This is a genomic window from Cupriavidus pauculus, assembly GCF_008693385.1.
In the GTDB taxonomy this organism is placed as follows: domain Bacteria; phylum Pseudomonadota; class Gammaproteobacteria; order Burkholderiales; family Burkholderiaceae; genus Cupriavidus; species Cupriavidus pauculus_D.
Genome location: NZ_CP044065.1, coordinates 1,932,255 through 1,952,571 on the forward strand (window position 1 = coordinate 1,932,255; position 20,317 = coordinate 1,952,571).

Sequence of the window (20,317 nt, forward strand, 5' to 3'; positions counted from 1 at the left end):
TTCCAGCGGGTCTCGCGCTCTTCCATCCATCGATTAGGGAATTTCTCGTGAGTACTTTCGACGAATACGCAAACAAGTTCGAGACGATCCGCATGACGCGTCACAACGGCATCCTCGAGATGCACTTTCATACCAACGGCGAGCCGCTGGTATGGAACCTGACCGCGCACCGCGAGTTCGAACAGGCATTCCTCGACGTGGGACGCGACCGCGAGAACGACGTGGTCATCATGACCGGCACCGGCGATGCGTTCAGCGGCCCCGCCATCGCGCCTGGCATGCACCAGAACCGTAACTCGATGACGCCGTCGATCTACGACCCGATCTACTGGGAAGCGAAGCATCTGCTGATCAACCTGCTGAACATCGAGGCGCCCGTCATCAGCATCATCAACGGGCCGGCCGTGCGCCATTGCGAGATTCCACTGCTCGGCGATATCGTGCTGGCGTCGGACACTGCGCTGCTGCAGGACACGGCGCACTTCCAGGGTGGCATGGTGCCCGGAGACGGCATGCACCTGATCATGCCCCTGCTGATGGGCCGTGCGCGTGGCCACTACTTCCTGTACACGGGCCAGTCGATCTCCGCCGGCGAGGCGAAGGAGATGGGGCTCGTCAATGAAGTCATGCCGGCCGCCGACCTGCTGCCGCGTGCCCGCGAACTTGCCGAGCAGATGCTGCGCCAGCCGCGTCTGGTGCGGCGCTACACGCGTACCTGCCTGAATCAGGAGCTCAAAGGCCGCCTGCACGACGTCCTTGGATACGGACTCGCCCTTGAAGGCGTCGCGCGCATGAAGGAGCCAGCTTGAAGCCGCTGGCCCGGCTATGCGTGCTGGCCCCGGTCGCGTGTCTCGTCATCGCGGGCACCGGGGCGGCGGCCGCCGACAATGACACCGCGTTCCCCGCACGCGTGGTCAAGATCGTCGTGCCTTACACGGCGGGCGGCGCGACGGATGCCGTCGCGCGGAGCCTCGCCAATCGACTGGGCGCGGTATGGAAGCAGCCCGTCGTCGTGGAGAACCGCGGCGGCGCGTCCGGCATGATCGGTCTGGACTACGTGGCGAAGGCCGCTCCGGACGGCTACACGCTCGTGCTGAGCGATAGCGCGCCCTTCGTCATCCTGCCGGCGCTGTATCCGAAGATGTCGTATGCCCCCCAGCGCGACTTCGCGCCGATCACCGTCGTGGCGCGCCAGATCCCGATACTGGCCGTCTCCTCGGCGGTCCCCGCGAAGACCGTCGGCGAGTTCCTGGCCTATCTGAAGACGCATCCGGACACGGCCTACGCTTCGCTGGGGGCGGGTTCCTATCCGCACGTCGCGATGGAGCAGTTCCTGCAGCGCAGCGGCGCGCGGATGCTGCACGTCCCGTACAAGGGCACGTCGCAGGTGGTCACCGATATCATCGGCGGTCAGGTCAGTGCGTACATCGGCACGCTCGGCGCCTTCGAGACGTACGAGAAAGCGGGAAAGGTGCGCATTCTGGCCGTCGCGACGGAAAAGCGCGTGGCCTTCCGGCCTGACCTGCCGACCGTGGCCGAGTCCGGCGTGCCGGGCTTCGCGGTCAACACCTGGTTCGGACTGGCCGCGCCGAAAGGCACGCCGCAGCCCGTGCTGGACAAGATCCAGCGGGACGTCGGCGCGCTGCTGGCGGACAAGACCTTCGTCGATCAGGCCCTGACACCGCAAGCCCTGCTGCCCGGCGGGGACTCGCGCCGTGACTTCGGAGAGCTCGTCAAGACCGACACGGCGCGCTGGGCCGATGCCGTCAAACGCGCCGGCATCAAACTCTGACGTTGACGAAACGGCGACGTGCGCTATCCTTCCACCCCAGAACTGACTGATCAACCGACTAGCACCATCGGAACGACCATGAAAACCACCCGAGCACGCAAGCCCTCCGCCGCCGACGAAGCGCGTCAGGAAGACAGCCGGCCTCAGCCCGGGTCGCGCATCGCGGCCATTCTCAACGCCGCGGAGCGGGTCTTCGGCACGCATGGGTATGCGGGCGCCAGCATGCGTCAGATCGCGGAAGACGCGGGCGTCGCGCAGGCGCTGCTCCACTATCACTACGCATCGAAGGACAGGCTGTACGAAGCCGTCTTCGAGCGCCGCTCGGCGGCAATCAACCAGCATCGCGGGCAGTTGCTCGATGCGCTGTTCGCGGGCACGGAGCCGGCAACCGTCGAGGATGTACTCACGATCGCGTTCACGCCGCTGTCCGAGATGTTCCGGGGGGAGGATGCCGAGAACCTTGCGCTGTATGTGCAGATGGTCGCCGCCATCAGCCTCGGCAGCGACGAGCGCTCGCGCCGATTGCGCGAGCAATACTACGATCCCATTGCCGAGCGCTTTATCGACGCGATTCAGACCGTATTGCCCGCCATCTCGCGCGAGGATGCCGTCTGGGCCTACCTGTTCTCGGTGGGCGCAAGACAGCAGGCGCATGCACTGAATGGCCGCGCGGAGCGCCTGGGCGCTTCCGTGCGCACGCCGAAATCGACGTCCCACTACTCGGCGCTCGTGCGGTTTGCAGCCGCCGGTATCCGCGAGATGATCGCGGACGACCACGAGAGTCGTTCGCAGCGGCCCCGCAAGCGCCGCGCCTGACGTCAAAATAGATTAGTATCGTCATGTAAAGTTATCCTTTTCCGATGTTGATCACGAGGAAACCCGACATGTCGATACCTGAAGTAGTGCTCTGCCATCCGGTCCGAACGGCCATTGGTGCTTTCCACGGCGCACTGGCGACCGTCCCCGCGACCGACCTCGGCGCCGCCGTGATCGCCGAGGCCGTCCGTCGGTCGGGCCTGGACCCCGCGGCGTTCGGAAGCGTCACCATGGGCAACGTGGTGCAGGCGGGCAATCGAATGAATCCCGCGCGACAGGCCGCCATCCACGGCGGCATACCCGTCCAGGTTCCGGCGCTGACGGTCAATCGGGTCTGCGGGTCGGGCGCCCAGGCGATTGCGACGGCTGCCGACGAAATTCGTCTCGGCTATCTGCCCGTGGCGATCGCCGGCGGCATGGAGAACATGGACCGCGCCCCCTACCTCCTGCCCTCCGGACGCTGGGGTAGCCGCATGGGAGACGCCGTCATGCATGACAGCATGCTCCATGACGGCTTGAACGATGCCTTCTCCGGGCAGGCTTCCGGGTGGCACACCGAAGACCTGGCATCCCGCTACGAACTGACGCGCGAGAGCCAGGACGCATGGGCGCTTCGCTCCCAGCAGCGCTTTGCTTCGGCCAAGGCCGCGGGACGGTTCGCACGCCAGATCGTCGCCGTCCAGACGCGCGACAAGAAGCCCGTGTCGTTCCAGGAAGACGAAGCGAACCGCCCGGACACCACGCTGGACATCCTCGCGAAACTGCGGCCGGCGTTCCGCCCCGAAGGCACGATCACGGCCGGCAATGCGCCGGGCCTGAACAGCGGCGCGGCCGCGTTGATCGTGTCCGACAGGCAGTATGCCGAGACGCATGGACTGGCCCCGATGGCAAGGCTGGTGGCCTATGGCGTGGGCGCGGTGGAGCCCGGGCTGTTTGGACTGGGGCCTGTTCCCGCGGTCCGGCAAGCGCTTGCACGCGCAAACTGGTCGCTGTCCGACGTGGAACGTTTCGAGATCAACGAAGCCTTCGCCGCGGTGCCGCTGGCGGTGGCCGCGGAGCTCGGCATTCCGCACGACATCGTCAATGTCGACGGCGGCGCCATTGCGCATGGGCACCCGATTGGCGCGACGGGCGCGGTCCTGACCACTCGCCTTCTCCATTCGATGGCCGATGACGGCATCCGCCGCGGCATCGTCACGCTCTGCATCGGCGGTGGACAAGGCATTGCGCTGGCACTGGAGATGCTCTGAGGTCTCTGCGCTACCGGGGCGCCGGCTGGTCCAGCGCGGCGTCCCACATTCCCATCGCGTCGTTCACGGCCTTCTCGATGACGGCATAACGAACGCGATCGCGGGCGAGCACGGAGAGCCCCTGGAAAAAGCAGTCGAACGCCATCGACAGCGAAACCGGATCCGTGCTCTTGCGCAACTCCCCGCTCTTGATGCCGCGCTCCACGCAGGCACGAAAGCCGGCGCGCGTGCGGCTACGCACCTCGCGAAGCAACTGGGTGACACTTTCGCTGCCGGTGGAACTGGCCCCGACAACGCCCAGCGCGACCATACAGCCTTTCGGATGGCCACTCTCGGTCTGCATCTTCGCCGACCGGAGCAGGGCCAGGTACACGCCCTCCCGCGGCGCAAGCGACGTGTCATGGAGGCTGCGGGTCAGCTTGCCATGAATCTCCATGTATCGCTCCAGCGCCTCCTTGTACAGCGCCTCCTTGGACTCGAAGGCCGCATAGAAGCTGGTCGCGGAAATGCCTCCGCCGATCGCCGCCTTCAGTTGCGACAAGGACGTCGACTCATACCCATGCTCCCAGAACAGATGCATCGCCGAAACGATCGCCGCATCGCGGTCGAATTCGCGCGGCCGACCCCGCTGAACCATGAACATCTCCGTCAGTAAAAGAAATACAGACTAATCGATACACAATCTTAGAGCAAGTTGACAAGGCTCGCTTCGCCCCCTTATATTTGTACTACTCGGTACGGAATTACGGAGAAGCGCGGGGGCACCACACAATCCCTCGCAATTTTTTTCACTATTTGTGTACTACTTGGTACGGAAAACAGCCAATGTCCAAAGAACTCGAAGCACGTCTTGACGCCATCGAAAGCCGCTTCGCCATCGATGCGCTGATCGCCAACTACGCCGAGGCGTTCGACACCATGAACATGGAGCTGCTGGCGACGCTCTGGCATCCCGACTCGCGCCTGCTGCTGGGCGCGAACGGCAATTCCGAGGGCCTGGAAGCCATCCTCGCGCAAGCACGCGTGAACATGAAGCGCATGCCCCACATGCATCATTGGATGGCGAATGCGCTGATCACGGTGGACGGGGACAACGGCCACGGCCTCGTGGCGGCCGACTGTCTTTTCTACGACGTCGAGCAGGGTCCGCTACAGGTGAGCGGCCAGTACCGCGACGTCTATCAGCGACGTGAAGGCCGCTGGGCATTCGTGGAGCGCGTCTTCACAATGCACTACGCCACGCCGCTCCAGAACTGGCATCCCATCATGGGAACGGAACGCTTCGGCCGTCCGGCCTGACACTGCCCCCTAGCCGCCGAAACTTATGTCTACGACAGCCCTGACAACCTCTTCCACGCGTCGATGGTCGGCGTTCGCGGTATTGCTGGTGGGCGCATTTCTGCCTCCGCTGGACTTCTTCATCGTGAACGTTGCCCTGCCCTCCATCCAAAGCGACCTCCACACGAGCGCCGCAGAACTGCAACTCGTCATTTCCGGATACGCTGCGGCCTACGCGGTTTTCCTGATCACAGGAGGACGGCTGGGCGATCTCTTCGGACGTCGGAAGATCTTCCTGCTCGGCGTCGCGGGCTTCGGACTGACATCGGTGATCTGCGGCCTGGCAACGTCACCCCTCCTGCTGATCCTCGGGCGTGTGGTCCAGGGCTTGAGCGCCGCCGCCATGGCGCCGCAAGGACTGGCCTCCATCCACGCCCTGTTCCCCGAGAAAGAGCGCGCACGCGCGCTGGGCCTCTACGGCGCCGCCGTGGGATTGGCCGCCGTCGCCGCGCAGGCGCTCGGCGGCGCGTTGATCTCCGCGGATATCTTCCATCTGGAGTGGCGCATCATCTTTCTCATCAACTTGCCCGTGGTCGTCGGCGTCCTGATCTTCGGGCTGCCGTTGCTGCCCGACGTTCGCGGTGACAGCCCCGCACCGGTAGACCGCATCGGCGTGCTGCTCTGCGCGCTCGCGCTGGGCTTGCTCATCGTGCCCCTGATCGAAGGGCGGGAGCTGGGCTGGCCGTGGTGGGCCTGCGCAATGTTGGTCGCGTGCCCCGTCGCCGCGGTGGCCTTCTGCCGATACGAGGTAGCCTACGCCCGCCGAGGCGGCGTGCCCCTGATCAGCATGGACCTGATCCGCAGGCCGGGCCTGATGAGCGGGCTGACGGGCGTCCTCTTCTTCTACGTCGTCTCTGCATTCTTCCTCACGTTCTCCGTCTACCTTCAGGGGGCGCTTGGGATGAGCCCATTGGAGACCGGGCTGGTGTTCCTGCCGTTCGGGGTCGGCGCCTTTATCGGGCCGCTGACGACCCCACTGGCCATTCGCCTCTTCGGCGACCGCGTCCCCGCCATCGGCATGATGCTCGAGGTCGCCGGCTGCGCACTGCTCGCCGCCCTCGTGGCCGGCGCGCCCGGGCAGATGCCGGCTCATCTTCCGTTGATCGCGGCGGTGGGACTTCTGGGGTTCGGTCAGGGCTGGGCGTTGCCCACGCTGGTGCGCGCGATCATCAATCGCGCACCGGCGAGCGGCTCCGGGATGATCGCGGGCATTACGAACTCGGCGTTGCAGATCAGCGCGGCACTCGGTGTCGCGGTCATCGGCGGCATCTTCTTCAGTGTCGCGGGCACTACACCGAGTCCGGCGACCCTGGCCAGGGCGCTGGTCGTCGCCATGTCGTGCGTGGGCGGCAGTCTGATCGTTGCCGCCGTCCTGTCCATGGTCGCTTCGAGATCGAGCATCCATGCGGCCTCGAGACCGGCCTCGGTGGCGCAAGGTCCGCTCGAGGTCCGTTCAGGGTCCGACTAGCGTGTGAAACAAGACGGAAGGGCTCGATTCCCATCGGGCCATCTCCGCTGCCTGCATGATGGCCTGCAGGGCGAGTTCCATGTCCGCATCGGTGGATACCCAGGCAGGAACGCCCACGCGCATCGTCAACTGCCCTTTCCACACGATGCCATCGCACCAGCTGGCGAACTCGGTCTGAAGCGTGTCGATCACAGCGCGCGAGGTGTCGTCAGAGCCGAAGGAGACGAGGACATACTCGAGCAGCACGTCGCTCTGTATCGTGTATCCGACGCGCGAGAGACGCTCCGCAAGCATGCGAGCAAAGCGCCTCGATCGTTCAATGCGCTTCACAATGCCGTCACGCCCCGCATTGAGCAGTGCAGCCGAGACCTCGACACCGCTCGCTCGCAGCGCATGACTCGCCGGGCTGGCGGCTTCGAGATCCGATGCGCTTCGGGTCAGAACGATTGCGCTGTCGTGAGGAACGCCGAGCCACCGGTTGGCGTCCGTGGTCCAGGAGTCTGCTTCGGCAAAGCCGTGGGTCAGCGTATCGAAACCGCGATGCGATAGCGCCAACAGACCGAGCGTTCCATCCACGTGCACCCATGCGCCTGCCATTCTTGCCAGACGGCAGATTTCGGCGGCGAAATCGAAGTCCCCGGTTTTCGGGGTGCCCGCATGCATACAAACGATCGTCAGATGATCGAGCTGGGGAAGACATTCCGTCTTCATCCGCCCGCGATGATCGGTTGGTACAAAGACGATGCGATGACGCCCCAGGCCCAGAAGTAACAGCGCGTCAACGATGCTGGCGCGGACGTCTTCGCTGACGACCACCGTCAGTTCGGGCGCGCCATACAGCCCACTGGCATTGACGTCCCACCCGGCCCGGCCAAGCAGGGCGTGCCTCGCCGAGGCCAGCGCGATGACGTCGGCCGCCGACACGCTGCCTGCCGAAACGCCAACGACGTCCGATGGCAGCCGCAGCAGGTTACATAGCCATCGCAACGCGACGGTGTCTTGCAATGGGAGGTCCGCGCAGAAATTTTCCAATGCCATTTCTGATTCCCTGGCGACGTGCCTCTATATTACCAACTCGAAAACAATAAAATCGTTCATAACGGCCAATACGATTATTCAGATACCATCGATCCATCGATGACGACTATCTTCTCGTCAGCTGGGCAAAGCGTGTTTCATAAAAGAACGACGGCATAAGCATCGACCCCGCCGAACTTATCGGTCAATCAACCGATGGCGCTTCGCGAATCGATACCGATCGAGGCATCGCCGGCGCGCCCTCTGTGCCTTCTTCCCGGCGCCATGAATCGCCCGCAATGGCGCGCCAGCGCGCGGTTTGCGCACGTCTTCCCGCCGCCCTCGCATGCCCTGTCATGCCGGTTTTTTCCGGCCCCGCGATGCCGCGTCCCTTGCCTTGACGGCCCCGAGGCGGCGGGCATAGTCTCCGCGCTACCGGATTTCACCGATGTTTTCGCAACGATATTTCCGATTCAGTCCAGCAAGTCTTTATTCAGCAATGCCTGCGGAGCGCAAGCCATGGAAAATAGTGTTAAAGCGATATGGGAAGGTCGAATTTATTCGAATGGCTGGCGAGCCGGGACGGGATATGTCACCGATGTCGTCGAACCCGCGACAGGCGAGACGCTCGCCACGCTCGGGACGGGTTTCATCGAGGACATCGACCACGCGGCGGCATCGGCCGGCGCCGCGCAGCCGGCATGGGGCGCGACGAGCTTCGACCGCCGTGCCGAGATCATCCGCGAGGCGGCGCGGCTGTTGAAATCGCGGGCCGCCGACATCCATGCATGGAACATCCGGGAGTGTGGCTCGACGCCGGCAAAGGCGGAGTGGGAGCTTCATGCCGCGTATGAGCAGTTGCAGATGGCGGCGGCCATGCCGATGCAGCCGGAAGGCGCACTGTATGCGTCGTCGATACCTGGCCGCCTCAATCTGAGCCGACGCGTGCCGATCGGTGTCGTCGGTGTGATCGCGCCGTGGAATTTTCCGCTCCTCCTCGCCATTCGCTCGGTCGCGCCGGCGTTGGCGATGGGCAACACGGTCATCCTGAAGCCCGATCCGATGAGCGCCGTCACGGGCGGCCTGCTTCTGCCCGAGATTTTCGAGGAGGCCGGTCTCCCGGCAGGCGTGTTCCATGTGATTCCCGGTGGCCCAGCCGCGGGCGAGGCCATGGTTCGTCATCCTGGGATCGACATGATCTCCTTTACCGGATCGACGGCCGTGGGGCGCGCCATCGGCGAAGCGTGCGGACGAACGCTCAAGAAAGTCGCGCTGGAACTCGGCGGCAACAACGCGATGATCGTACTCGACGATGCCGACCTCGATGCCGCGGCGTCCAGTGGCGCATGGGGATCGTTCCTGCATCAGGGGCAAATCTGCATGCAGACCGGGCGTCATCTCGTGCATCGCTCGATCGCCAGCGCATATGCCGCCAAACTGGCCGAGCGCGCGCGCAACCTGAAGGTGGGCGATCCGCATCGGCAGGCGGTACATCTCGGGCCGCTGATCAGCGAACGGCAGCGCGACCGCGTCGATGACATCGTCAGACAAAGCCTCGCGTCCGGTGCCACGCTGCTGACCGGCGGCCGCTATGAGCGCCTGTTCTACGAACCGACCGTACTGACCGGCGTGACACCGCATATGCCGGCGTTCACGCAAGAAGTCTTTGGACCCGTCGCCCCCATCACCGTGTTCGACGACGAAGATGAAGCCGTCGCGCTGGCGAACGCTTCCGACTACGGGCTGGCTGCCGCCATTCACACCGGGTCGCTGGGCCGGGGCCTTGCGCTCGCTTCGCGCATCCGGGCGGGGATGGTCCACATCAACGATCAGACCGTCAACAACGAATTCCATGTGCCATTCGGCGGCATGGGGGCATCGGGCAACAGCAGCAGGTTTGGCGGACCGGCCAACTTCGACGCATTCACGCAGACGCAGTGGGTCAGCGCCCGCGACGAGCCGATCCTCTATCCGTTCTGACGGCGCGACACAGGCGAGCGATCGTGCCGAACCCGCGCGACGGGGACCCGGCAGTGCGCCCGTCTGTCAGCATTCGGAGCCCGCCATCTCCGCCGCAACGGCCATCACCTGAGCGCGAAGCCACGTGATGGCCGCATCGCCCGCGGCCCGTTTACTCCACACCATATCGATACTGAACCGGTCCGGCCCGAGATCGGCGGGCAAAGGGTGCACGGTCAGGCCTTCGGTGACGGCCAGCCGAACCGCGGCGCGCCCTGCCAATGTGGCAATCAGATCCGTGCCGGCAAGGTCGGTCAGGTGCCGCTCGTCCCCTACCACCGGCCGGGGGATCCGGCCGTGGGCGAATGGGTCGCCCGGTGCATCGTCGCGCGGCGCAACGCTGGAAAGCCGATCCGCGCGGTCATGCTCGAACGGCTAGGCCCCAACGTCTGGCATGACTCGCCGGCGCAGGCCAGCGGCGTGCTCGAGGAGCTGGAGGAGACTGCACGACTCTGGCTGATGACCCGACCCGCGCCGCTCGACGACGCCAGCCTCGAAGAACTCCGGACAACCTTCCGCGCGATCTGGTAGGTCGCGATCGGGCCCCACGGCTGTTCTCGCCGAACTTTAGCCCTACTGAAGTCGGGTTGAGGACGTCGCCGGCGCTGCCGTTCTGGTGGCGACAGTGCGCATCTTGCTCGCGAACCACGCGGCAGGGGCCGACAAATATCAAACGGGAAACGGGGGAGAAGGTATGGGGAAAGGTACAGGGTTCATCGGCAACATGAAAATCGGCAGGCGACTCGCGCTTGGCTTTTCATTGATTCTGGTATTTTCGATTGCGATTACCGCGATCGCCATCTGGCGACTCGAAAACGTTGCCACCGCGACGCGCGAGATGATGTCGGTGCCGCTCCTCAAGGAAAGGCTCATCGGCGACTGGTATGCGAACCTGGCATCGGGCATCCGGCGCACGAGCGCCATTGCAAAGAGCAGCGATCCCGCGTTGGGTCCCTATTTCGCCGAAGAGGCCGCGGCTTCGTCCAAGAGCTCGGGCGAACTGCAGAAGCGTGTAGAGGCCCTGCTCTCCACGGACGAAGAAAAGGCGCTATTCAGCAAGCTCGGCGAATCGCGGAAGGCTTACCTGAGCTCTCGCGACGACATCAACAAGGCCAAGGCGGCCGGTAATGTCGAGGAAGCCATGCGCCTTCTGGACAAGGTCTTCACGCCGGCGGCAAACGCCTATCAGGGCGCCATGCGCGAACTGGTCGAGATGCAGCGCCGGTCCATCGACGATACCGCCCGGAAGATCGATGGCGTTTCCGCCCAGAGCCGCACGCTGCTGCTCGTGCTCGAAGCCCTTGTGCTGGTCCTGGGCATCCTCTGCGCGTACTTCCTGACGCGCAGCATCAGCGGTCCGCTGGCGCTGGCTGTCGGCGTCTCACGTCGCGTGGCCGACGGGGACTTGTCCAGCGAGATCGTCGTGACGTCCAGCGACGAGACCGGCGAGTTGCTGCAGGCGCTGAAGGACATGAACGACAAGCTCGGCGGCACGGTCGGCAATATCCGCGCCGCCAGCGTGGCGGTCGCCAGTGCGGCCGGTCAGATCGCCTCCGGCAATCTCGATCTGTCTTCCCGCACCGAGGAGCAGGCTGCCTCGATCGAGCAGACGGCGGCCAGCATGGTCCAGCTCACGGAAACGGTGAATCAGAATGCCGACCATGCGCGCCAGGCAACGTCCCTCGCGGGCAATGCCAGAGAGATGACGGAGTCCGGCCGCTCCGACGTGGCCGCGATGGTGCAGACCGTCAGCGAGGTGAGCGCCGGGTCGGCGAAGATTGCCGAGATCACCGGCATGATCGAAGGCATCGCATTCCAGACCAATATCCTCGCGCTCAATGCCGCGGTCGAAGCGGCACGTGCGGGGGAGCAAGGCCGAGGTTTCGCGGTCGTTGCCGGCGAGGTACGCTCGCTCGCGCAACGGGCATCGGGCGCGGCCAAGGAAATCAAGGAACTGATCGAGACCTCGACCGTCAAGGTGCAGGTGGGGGCTCAGCAGGCCCAGGGGGTCAGCGCCGCGATGGAGCGGATCAGCACGGCCATTGCGCACGTCTCGGATATCATCCGCGAGATTTCCGCGGCCTCCGACGAGCAAAGCAAGAATCTCGAGCAGGTGAGCCTTGCCATTGCCCAGATCGATCAGGTGACCCAGCAGAACGCGGCGCTGGTCGAGGAATCGTCCGCGGCCGCGCAGGCGCTGCGCGAGCAGGCAGTCGGCATGAAGGACGATGTCATGTACTTCAAGACCGCAGGCCAGTTCGCGCTAGCGCACATCGGCTGATCGTCCCGCCCACACCAGTGGCCGGCGATCCTTCCAGGGCCGGGCGCGTTCGAGTTGCCCGGCAAGGCTGAGCAACGTGTCCTCCCGCCCGAACCCCGCTGCGAACTGCATGCCGATCGGCAGCCCGGTTGCCGGATGCGTTTCGAGCGGAACGGACGCGGCCGGGACGCCGGCGACGTTGAACGGTGGCGTGAACGGCGAATGCCGGAACACCCGCTGCGTCCAGTCGAGGCCGCTCATCGATCCGGCCCCCTCTCCATAGGCGCCGATCGCGAGTGGCATCTGCGGCAATGTGGGGGTCAGCAACACGTCGACGTCCCCAAACCACGCACCGACCGATCGCGAGACCACGTTGCGCATCGCCAGCGCCGCGGCAAACTCCGACGCCTTCTCCTCCTTGCCATAGCGGAAACAGGCCAGCGTGGCGGGCTCGAGCATGGTGTCGTCGATCGGACGGCCGGTCGCGGACGCCAGGCCCTCGATCCAGCCGACGAGCGTGGCAGTCCATATCGTTGCATTCATCCGCACGAAGGCGTCCCAGGAGAGGCCGAGCGTCGGCTGGAGCTCGATGACCGTATGGCCAAGGTCTTCAAGAAGATGCACGGTCGATAGCGTCGCGGCCGAAATCACGGGATCGGTGCGCTCGCCGTTCCACGGGTCGAGCATCAGGCCGATGGTCAGCTTGCCGGGCTCACGGCTGACTTCGGACAGGAAGCTTCGTGCCGGCGCCGCGGTGACATAGGGATCGCCGATCGCGTGGCCATGGATGGCATCGAGTAGCGCGGCGCTGTCCCGCACGCTGCGGCTCACGCCCAGTTGCACACCGAACCCCGCGAAGACTTCATCAAGCGACGGTCCATTCGAGCTGCGGCCACGTGTCGGCTTGAGCCCGAACAGGCCGGTGGACGCGGCCGGCACGCGAATGGAACCCGCGGCATCCGTCGCATGGGCGAGCGGGACAACGCCCGCCGCGACGGCCGCGGCCGCCCCGCCGCTCGAGCCGCCAGCACTCAGCTCCGGCAGCCACGGGTTACGGGTCGCGCCTTGCAGCACGGATTCGGTAGTCGTGCTGAACGCCATCTCGGGCGTTGCCGTGCGTCCGACGGTGACGAGTCCCGCCGCGCGAAAGCGCGACATCAACCACGAATCCTCCGCGGCGACGACGCCTCTCGCCAGCCGGCTTCCCAGCTCCAGCTTCTTGCCTTGCATGCTGACCGCGAGATCCTTGATCAGGAACGGCACGCCGGCAAGCGGCCCGCCCCGCGGATTTGCGCTCCCGCTTTCGGCCGCGGGCCAGCATTCGATGACGGCGTTGAGCGCCGGGTTGACGGCCTCGTTGGCCTCGCGCGCGAGGTCGGCAAGTTCGACGGCCGTGACATCGCCGTTTGCGACCAACGCAGCCAGCCCCATCGCATCGTATGCCGTGTATTCGCTGAGCTTCATATTTCCTCCGTGTCATGTGAAGGAAACGATAGGGCAGATCGCTCGCGTCGATTAGTGGGCCTGCGTGGCAAGGATTGCGCCATTAATGAGACAATGCCGCGAAGCCTTGCATGCCGAATCATCCCAGCGAGTACCACGGTCCGATGATCAGAGATCTGAACGACACCCTCATCTTTGTCCGCGTCGTGCAGTCGGGTAGCTTCACCGCTGCCGCGAGCGCACTGCAGATTCCCAAGGCGACGGTAAGCAGGCGCGTGCGGGCACTCGAGACGCATCTCGGCGCATCGCTACTGCATCGGACGACGCGCAAGCTGCGCGTGACAGAGGCCGGCGCCGCGTATTTCGAGCGATGCAACGGCATCGCCCAACAACTTGCCGAGGCAGAGAACGCCGTCCAACGCATTCGCGGCGCGCCCGGTGGCTGGCTGCGCGTGACCCTTCCCTATTCGTTTGGCGCCACGTGGGTTGCGCCGTTGATCTCCGGCTTCTGCACGCGATACCCCGATGTACGCGTCGAGATTGTCGCGACGCATGTGCCGCTCGACTTGTTCGGCGAGAACGTGGATGTCGCGCTGCGTCTGGGTGCGCTGCCGGATTCGAGCCTGGTCGCGCAGCGACTCGGCAGTTTCCCGACGTCCCTTTACGCGAGCCCCGCATTCATCGAGGCGCATGGCGCGCTCGAGAGTCCGGACGATCTGCATCGGCTTCCCGCGCTCGCGCTGCATCAGGCGCGCACCGACAGCGGCTACGCATGGCCATTGCGCAAGGCGGGGCGCAAGCCAAAACACTTCATCGTGGATCCCGTGATCGTCGCAAGCGACCCGATACTGCTACTGGACGCCGCGCGCGCCGGTAACGGGGTGCTGCTCGCGATGGACGCCAGCATGGCGGAGGAAGTCGAAGCCGGGCGCCTGCGCAAAGTGCTGCCCGAATGGATCGGCCCCCAGCAAGATCTCAATGCGCTCTATCCACGCGAGCGCGTGTCATCGCCAAAGCTTCGCGCGTTCCTGAGCTACCTGAAGACGCAGCTGCGTTTTACGCGTACGGCGTAAGCGCTGGCTCGAGTTCATCGGCGCCGACGGATGCGTGGATCGCCCTCCACGCATCCCCTCTCAGTCCACCGATATCTGAAGCTTTTCCACGATCGGCTTGTTGCGCTTCAATTCCTCCTTGATGAAAGGAATGATCGCGGCCTGCTCCATCGCAAGAGGCTGCACGCCCTGGCGTCGCATCGTGGCGATCATTTCCGGCTGAGCCAGTGCCTGCAAGACTTCCTTGCGCCGTGCCGCAACGTCTTCAGGCTTCAGCCCGCCAGGCCCCATGATGGCGAGCCAGACATCCACGTTATAGCGCGGGAAGCCGCTTTCCCTGAGCGTGGGGACCTGTGGGGCCACGTCGCTGCGCACGGCGCCCGTCATCGCCAGGGCTTTCAGCTTGCCCGTCGCCACCAATGGCGCCACGGCCTGCGCCGCCACAAAGGCAATATCGATCGTGCCCCCCAGCAGGTCCGTGATGATCTGCGTCGAGCCCTTGTAAGGAATCGGACTCGTCGTGATCCCGGCTTGCTCCTTGAACACCTCGCTCGCCAGGTGATAACTGGTTCCCGCGACCACACCTTCCACGAGCGATTGCCTCGATGACCTGGCGAGCGCCACCAGTTCCGTTGCCGAGTTTGCCGTCACGCGGTTGTTGGCAACCAACATCGACGGCACCGTGCCGATCATGGCAATCGGCGTGAAGTCGGCAATCGGGTCATAGGGCAAATGCTTGTAGAGCCACGGATTGATCGTGTGGTTGGAGCTCATGACCCCGAGTGTCAATCCATCCTTTGCCGCGCGCGCGATCTGGCGCGTGCCGATCGTGGTCCCCGCGCCGGCATAGTTCTCCACCACGATCGGATGCCCGCTCGCGCTTCCCCACGGCGTCGCCAACGCACGCGCGAGCGCGTCGGACGCGGACCCGGGAGGCGTGGGAACGATCAGTCGAATCGGACGGCCATCCTCGGCCGCGTGCGCGCCCGCACAGGTCAACGCAAGCGCCAGCCCCGCAAGACAAGCCCGCAATGGAAGTGAAAAGATCATCATGCAACTCCTAGTGTTGTCACCCGCCGCGCGCTCCCCGGCGCACCACCATATTGCAGTGCGGCAGGGGCAGGAAACAACATCGCTGTAGTTGCAGGCACCGAAGTAAAACTTTATTCGCTCCCGCGCGGCCGGCAGCGCAGCCAACCGCTAGACCGTCTCCACATGCTCGCTGTCGAAGAGCGAGTCGCGCTGCGCGACAAACACATCGGCCTCGCCGCGCAGCCAGCTGCGGATCGTCGACGCCTCCGGATGCTGCGCATTGATAATCATCCGATAGCTGGCATCGAGCCGGACACGTTGCCGGAACGGCGTGACGAGCCTGCCTTGCAGGAGATATCTGAGGACCAGGGCGACCCTGCCCATGGCCACACCCTGCCCTCCAAGCGCCGCCTGCATCGCGAGCAGCGAATGATTGAACTGGGTGCCGCGGCGCAAGTTGGCCGCCGGCATGTCGTGACCGATCGCGGATAGCCATGTCGCCCACTCCTGTGCGGGCTCGGTACCCTCCGAAGGATCCGCGGCGTGCAGCAGATGCTCGCCACGGAGATCGCCGACAGATTGCACCTCCGGATGCGCCTGCATGAACGCAGGCGTGGCCACGGGCACGAGCCATTCATCGAACAGAACGTCGTCGTCGGTTGCCTGGTTGCGGGGCAGCTCGAAGCGAATGGCGGCCGCAAGACTCTCCTGAGAGATTCGCACGCCTTCCGGGTGCTGTGAGTCTCCCACGACCCGAAGCGTCAGATGGGGATATGCCCGGTAGAAGTTGTCGAGCCGTAGCGTCAGCCAGAACATCGCGAACGACGGAGAGCAACTGACGTTGACCGGCTCCCCGATGCGGGCAACATGCAATCGATGGACTGCCGACTCCAGCCCCCGGAACGATTCGCGCGTCGCCGCGAACAGCTGCTCACCCTCCCGCGTCAGCCTGAGACCTGCCTGCGTACGCAAGACCAGTGGATGCCCCAGCCGCTCTTCGAGCTTCTTCACTTGCTGGCCTACGGCACTTTGCGAGATGTGAAGCTCGCTGGCTGCCTTGGTGAAACTCGCGCACCGGGCCGCGGCGTCGAAGCAGCGCAACCAGGCAAGTTCGGAGGCAGACAACGCGGGCGGATCACCGGGGGACAATAGTTTCATTACGGGCCACCGTACTAAGAAGCGATTGTGCATCAGTGTATTCACGACAAGAATCCTGTCAACGAAACCCTTATCGAGCTCAACATGCGCGTACTCGTCGCAGGCTTCAAGCACGAAACGAATACCTTCGCCGAGAATCTGGCCGACTGGGCCGCATTCGAGCGCGGCGAGACGTTTCCGAAACCGACCCATGGTCAGGCCACGCTCGACATGATCGCCAGCGTCGAGGTCTCCGCCACGGGCTTTGCGAGGCAAGCGCGGCAACGTGGCTGGACACTGGTCCCCAGTCTCTGGTGCGGCGCCGTTCCTTCCTCGTATGTCACCGACGAAGCGTTCGCGCGCATCTGCACGACCATCGCCGCGGATGTGCGACGGCTCGACTTCGATGCGATCTATCTCGAGTTGCATGGCGCGGCGCTGACGCAATCCCACGACGATGCGGAAGGCGAGTTGTTGTCGGTCATCCGTGCAATCGTGGGCAAGGATATGCCCATCGTCGTCAGCCTCGACCTTCACGCGAACGTCACCCGCACCATGCTCGATATGGCGGACGCCATGGTCGCGTTCCGCACTTATCCTCACATCGACTACGTCAAAACCGGGGAGCGCGCAGCGGAGCTGCTCGAGCGACTGGTTGCGAACGGCGGCGCGGAGAAAACAAGCTCGCATCGGCTTCCCTATCTCATCTCCATCAATTCGCAGGGCACATCTTCCCAGCCAGCGAAGGGCTGCTACGAGCTTGTCGCCGAAGTCGATCGCGAATTTGGCACCGTATCGAGCTTTTGCATGGGCTTTCCGGCATCCGACTTCGACGAGTGCGCGCCGGTCATCTGGTCTCACGGAGACCGTGCCGAGGCCGCCGCCGCCAGACTCTTCGCGCATATCTCGGAGCCGACCCAGTGGCAGCTCACCGCGCAGACCGCGGACGACGCCGTGAAGGCCGCGCTGGCACGCGCCGCCGTGACCAAAGGCACCGTCATGGTTGCGGACACCCAGGACAACCCGGGCATCGGCGGAACGGGCTCGACAACGGGCGTATTGCATGCGCTCGTCAAGGCAGGCGCGGGGACCGCGTTGCCGCGGCGCGTGGCACTCGGGGTGCTCTACGACCCGGTTGCCGCGGACGCGGCGCATCGCGCCGGTGTCGGCGAGTACCTCGACATGGCAATCGGCGAATCGGTGTGTACCCCGGCGGGACCGAGCGAGCCGCCCGTGCAGGGTCGCTTTCTGGTCCGCGCGTTGTCCGACGGCATCACGACCTTCAAGGGTCCGAAGATGACGGGATTCCAGACCCAGCTGGGCAAGACTGCGTGCCTCGAACTGGAGGGCATCCTGATCGTGGTGGCGAGCGGCAGGATTGGCGCTCAGGACCGCGAGCTTTTCCGGATGGTCGATATCGAACCGGAAGCGATGAAGATCATCGTGGTCAAGAGCTCCCACCACTTCCGCGCGGATTTCGATCGCCTGGTGGAGAACCCGGAGCGGGACATCCTGTTCGCGTTGGCGCGCGGACAGCTGCTTGTCGACCCCGCCGAGCTCCCGTGGAAAAAGATCTCCCCGTCAACGCGTCTGCGACCCTGAACAAGAAACGCATTGCCACGGCGCGCATCGCCGCGGATCCGTTGGGTGCGGTGCAGTTATCACAGAAAGTTTAAGGTTTGGCGAGGACTTGGCGACACACAAGCGCGTACGCTTGCCCGGATCGAATCAGGCTTGAGTGACCATGGATCAGGACAAGCGGAACCCTCCGGGGCTTCCCCCCAGACTCGGCCCTGCCGCGCTGGCGATACGCCTCGGCGCGATCGGACTTGCAACGCTGTGCCTCGCCGGCGCGTTTGCCTACACGGGCGGATGGCTGACACCGGAGCGGCTCTCGCCCCATCGCGTGGTCGATGGCTTCGAGGCCACCAGCGGCCGACATATCGGCTTTCGCCGCAACCACGCCAAGGGCGTCTGTGCCACGGGCTGGTTCGACGCCTCCGGCGATGGCGCGCCGTTCAGCCGGGCCGATCTGCTGAAACCCGGTCACTACCCCGTGACAGGCCGCTTCGCCTTTGCCGGTGGCATGCCGTACGTGTCCGATGGCCCGGCGCTGGTCCGCAGCCTGGCGCTGCAGATCAAGCCCCCGGGTGGCGAGGAATGGCGCATGGCCATGATCGATATTCCGGTCTTCCCGGTCGCCGATGCCGACACGTTCTACGCGCAGATGATGACGCGCGTGCCGGACCCCAGGACCGGCAAGCCCGATCCCGAGAAGATGAAGGCCTTCGCGGCCGCCCATCCCGAGGTGCTCACGGCGATGGGCATCGTCGGCAAGCGCCGGCAATCGTCCGGCTTTGCCAACACCACCTACAACGGCCTGAACACGTTCCTGTTCGTGAACCGCGACGGTGCCTCGGCACCGGTGCGCTGGTCGTTCGTCCCCGAGCAGGCGTTTGCTCCGGTCGGCCCGCAGCAGGCGGACAAGAACTATCTGCTCGATGCGCTGATCGCGGACGCGGCCAGGCCGCTCAAATGGAAGGTCATCGTGACGATCGGCAATCCCGACGATCCGGTGCGCCCGGATCTGCCCTGGCCCGAAGGTCGAAAGCAGGTCGATATCGGCACCGTCACGCTCGATACGCTCGCGAGCGAGGACAGTGCCGGCGGGAGCTGCACCGATATCACGTTCGACCCCACCGTGCTGCCGGCCGGCATTCGCGTATCGGCCGATGGCATCCCGAGCGCGCGTTCGGCCGCCTATGCGCGATCCTTCCAGTTGCGCGAGCACGAGCGCGGGGCCAAGCCGCCCAGCGCCATCACCGAATCCGACGTGAAAGCCGGAGGCAAATCATGAGCGACCGTGTCCAGGGCTTTTCCTTCCTCTCGCGTCTGCTGCACTGGGTCATGGCCGTGCTGATCGTGGCCATGCTGTTTATCGGTATCGGCATGGTCTCGACGGTATCCGGCCGTTACACCACGTTGCTGACGTTGCACCGCCCCATCGGCATCGCGATCCTGCTGCTTGCCGTGCTGCGCCTGGTCAACCGGCTGACGCACCGGCCGCCGCCGCTGCCCGCCTCCCTCCCGGCACCGCAGCGCATCGCCGCGCATGCGTCGCATCTGCTGCTGTATGCGCTGATGATCGCCATGCCGCTGGTGGGCTGGGGCATGCAGTCGGCGGGCGCATTCCCGATCGTGCTGTGGGGCACGACCGAACTGCCGCCGATCCTGCCGCACGATCCGCAGCTTTACGCGTCCCTGCGGCAACTGCACACGACAGGCGCGTTCGCGTTGTTCCTCGCCCTGCTGTTGCACTTCGCCGCGGCGCTGTTTCACGGACTGATTCGCCGTGATGGCGTGCTGGCGTCGATGACGACGGGCAAGGCGCGGTAGCGTCCCGGAGCTTACTTCCCCTCTTCCGGCACGTTGTAAGCCGCGCGCAGCTGCGTCACGTACGGCTGGATCGCCGCCAGGCAGGCGGCGCAGTTGCCACCTTCCATCGTCGACAGCTTCCAGTTGCAGCCTTCGTCATCGGCCGCGTGCCAGCAGACATCGCCGAAGCACGACCCTTCGCATTCCGGATGCCTGGCCTGTTCGGCACGCAGCATGGCGCGCAGTTCGGCCTTGTTCTTGATCTGTCTTGACATGATGTCTCCCTCTCGCTGTGGCGAAGCAATACCTGCGACGACC

At 64.9% G+C, this 20,317-nt stretch carries 19 protein-coding genes and 1 pseudogene; 13 read left to right on the plus strand and 7 right to left on the minus strand.

Going from position 1 to position 20,317, the window contains the following annotated elements; genetic code table 11:
* Nucleotides 1-47 precede the first annotated feature (47 nt).
* From FOB72_RS08840 to FOB72_RS08855, 4 genes are all read left to right on the plus strand, one after another.
* Nucleotides 48-809, plus strand: coding sequence for an enoyl-CoA hydratase/isomerase family protein (locus FOB72_RS08840; protein ID WP_150372178.1), 762 nt, complete (start codon nt 48-50; stop codon nt 807-809).
* On the plus strand, nt 806-1,792 hold the full coding sequence (locus FOB72_RS08845) for a Bug family tripartite tricarboxylate transporter substrate binding protein (protein WP_150372179.1): 987 nt from the start codon (nt 806-808) through the stop codon (nt 1,790-1,792). The genes FOB72_RS08840 and FOB72_RS08845 overlap by 4 nt, the downstream gene beginning before the upstream one ends.
* A gap of 78 nt (nt 1,793-1,870) precedes the next feature.
* Nucleotides 1,871-2,608 (plus strand): TetR/AcrR family transcriptional regulator, encoded by a 738-nt coding sequence (locus FOB72_RS08850; RefSeq protein WP_150372180.1) that lies wholly within the window; start codon nt 1,871-1,873, stop codon nt 2,606-2,608.
* A 68-nt stretch (nt 2,609-2,676) separates the two neighbouring features.
* Nucleotides 2,677-3,858 carry a thiolase family protein gene (locus tag FOB72_RS08855; protein ID WP_150372181.1) on the plus strand — a complete coding sequence of 394 codons (1,182 nt, stop codon included), beginning with the start codon at nt 2,677-2,679 and terminating at the stop codon, nt 3,856-3,858.
* 10 nt (nt 3,859-3,868) lie between these two features.
* Here the strand turns inward: FOB72_RS08855 and FOB72_RS08860 are convergent, their stop codons facing one another.
* Nucleotides 3,869-4,501, minus strand: a complete 633-nt coding sequence (locus FOB72_RS08860; protein WP_317889522.1) for a TetR/AcrR family transcriptional regulator — start codon at nt 4,499-4,501, stop codon at nt 3,869-3,871.
* Nucleotides 4,502-4,683: 182 nt separating this feature from the next.
* Here FOB72_RS08860 and FOB72_RS08865 point away from each other — a divergent pair, with 182 nt between their 5' ends.
* Together FOB72_RS08865 and FOB72_RS08870 are read left to right on the plus strand one after the other, a co-directional pair.
* Nucleotides 4,684-5,157: a nuclear transport factor 2 family protein gene (locus FOB72_RS08865; RefSeq protein ID WP_150372182.1), complete on the plus strand. Its 474-nt coding sequence runs from the start codon at nt 4,684-4,686 to the stop codon at nt 5,155-5,157.
* 25 nt (nt 5,158-5,182) lie between these two features.
* A complete protein-coding gene (locus FOB72_RS08870) occupies nt 5,183-6,664 on the plus strand; it encodes an MFS transporter (RefSeq protein ID WP_150372183.1) in 1,482 nt (493 codons plus the stop codon).
* Here FOB72_RS08870 and FOB72_RS08875 read toward each other — a convergent pair.
* Nucleotides 6,650-7,702 carry a pyridoxal-dependent decarboxylase gene (locus tag FOB72_RS08875; protein WP_150372184.1) on the minus strand — a complete coding sequence of 351 codons (1,053 nt, stop codon included), beginning with the start codon at nt 7,700-7,702 and terminating at the stop codon, nt 6,650-6,652. The two genes, FOB72_RS08870 and FOB72_RS08875, sit on opposite strands and share 15 nt — an antisense overlap.
* A gap of 498 nt (nt 7,703-8,200) precedes the next feature.
* Here FOB72_RS08875 and FOB72_RS08880 point away from each other — a divergent pair, with 498 nt between their 5' ends.
* On the plus strand, nt 8,201-9,661 hold the full coding sequence (locus tag FOB72_RS08880; RefSeq protein WP_150373821.1) for a benzaldehyde dehydrogenase: 1,461 nt from the start codon (nt 8,201-8,203) through the stop codon (nt 9,659-9,661).
* A gap of 66 nt (nt 9,662-9,727) precedes the next feature.
* Here FOB72_RS08880 and FOB72_RS32480 read toward each other — a convergent pair whose 3' ends face one another.
* Nucleotides 9,728-9,979, minus strand: coding sequence for a hypothetical protein (locus tag FOB72_RS32480; protein ID WP_223851542.1), 252 nt, complete (start codon nt 9,977-9,979; stop codon nt 9,728-9,730).
* Here FOB72_RS32480 and FOB72_RS08885 point away from each other — a divergent pair.
* Both FOB72_RS08885 and FOB72_RS08890 read left to right on the plus strand, forming a co-directional pair.
* Nucleotides 9,947-10,231, plus strand: a pseudogene (locus tag FOB72_RS08885) (class II aldolase/adducin family protein); the annotation flags it as partial. The gene FOB72_RS32480 and the pseudogene FOB72_RS08885 overlap by 33 nt on opposite strands.
* 103 nt (nt 10,232-10,334) lie before the next feature.
* Complete coding sequence (locus FOB72_RS08890; RefSeq protein WP_317889523.1) at nt 10,335-11,981, plus strand: methyl-accepting chemotaxis protein; 1,647 nt, start codon at nt 10,335-10,337, stop codon at nt 11,979-11,981.
* Here FOB72_RS08890 and FOB72_RS08895 read toward each other — a convergent pair.
* Complete coding sequence (locus FOB72_RS08895) at nt 11,964-13,424, minus strand: amidase (protein ID WP_150372186.1); 1,461 nt, start codon at nt 13,422-13,424, stop codon at nt 11,964-11,966. The two genes, FOB72_RS08890 and FOB72_RS08895, sit on opposite strands and share 18 nt — an antisense overlap.
* Nucleotides 13,425-13,534: 110 nt before the next feature.
* On the opposite strand from FOB72_RS08895, the gene FOB72_RS08900 reads away from it, so the two are divergent.
* Complete coding sequence (locus tag FOB72_RS08900; protein WP_223851279.1) at nt 13,535-14,476, plus strand: LysR family transcriptional regulator; 942 nt, start codon at nt 13,535-13,537, stop codon at nt 14,474-14,476.
* Between the two features lie 60 nt (nt 14,477-14,536).
* Here FOB72_RS08900 and FOB72_RS08905 read toward each other — a convergent pair whose 3' ends face one another.
* Both FOB72_RS08905 and FOB72_RS08910 read right to left on the minus strand, forming a co-directional pair.
* Nucleotides 14,537-15,652, minus strand: coding sequence for a tripartite tricarboxylate transporter substrate-binding protein (locus tag FOB72_RS08905; protein WP_150372187.1), 1,116 nt, complete (start codon nt 15,650-15,652; stop codon nt 14,537-14,539).
* A 3-nt stretch (nt 15,653-15,655) separates the two neighbouring features.
* Complete coding sequence (locus tag FOB72_RS08910; protein WP_191002117.1) at nt 15,656-16,645, minus strand: LysR family transcriptional regulator; 990 nt, start codon at nt 16,643-16,645, stop codon at nt 15,656-15,658.
* A gap of 84 nt (nt 16,646-16,729) precedes the next feature.
* Between FOB72_RS08910 and FOB72_RS08915 the strand changes: the two genes are divergently transcribed.
* The 3 genes from FOB72_RS08915 (at nt 16,730) to FOB72_RS08925 (ending at nt 20,020) form a co-directional block, all read left to right on the plus strand.
* Nucleotides 16,730-18,226 carry a M81 family metallopeptidase gene (locus tag FOB72_RS08915; RefSeq protein WP_150372189.1) on the plus strand — a complete coding sequence of 499 codons (1,497 nt, stop codon included), beginning with the start codon at nt 16,730-16,732 and terminating at the stop codon, nt 18,224-18,226.
* 142 nt (nt 18,227-18,368) lie between these two features.
* Nucleotides 18,369-19,481 (plus strand): catalase family peroxidase, encoded by a 1,113-nt coding sequence (locus tag FOB72_RS08920; protein ID WP_150372190.1) that lies wholly within the window; start codon nt 18,369-18,371, stop codon nt 19,479-19,481.
* Nucleotides 19,478-20,020, plus strand: coding sequence for a cytochrome b (locus tag FOB72_RS08925; protein ID WP_150372191.1), 543 nt, complete (start codon nt 19,478-19,480; stop codon nt 20,018-20,020). Before FOB72_RS08920 ends, FOB72_RS08925 begins: the two co-directional genes overlap by 4 nt.
* 11 nt (nt 20,021-20,031) lie before the next feature.
* Here FOB72_RS08925 and FOB72_RS08930 read toward each other — a convergent pair whose 3' ends face one another.
* Nucleotides 20,032-20,274: a hypothetical protein gene (locus FOB72_RS08930; RefSeq protein WP_150372192.1), complete on the minus strand. Its 243-nt coding sequence runs from the start codon at nt 20,272-20,274 to the stop codon at nt 20,032-20,034.
* Nucleotides 20,275-20,317: the final 43 nt, after the last annotated feature.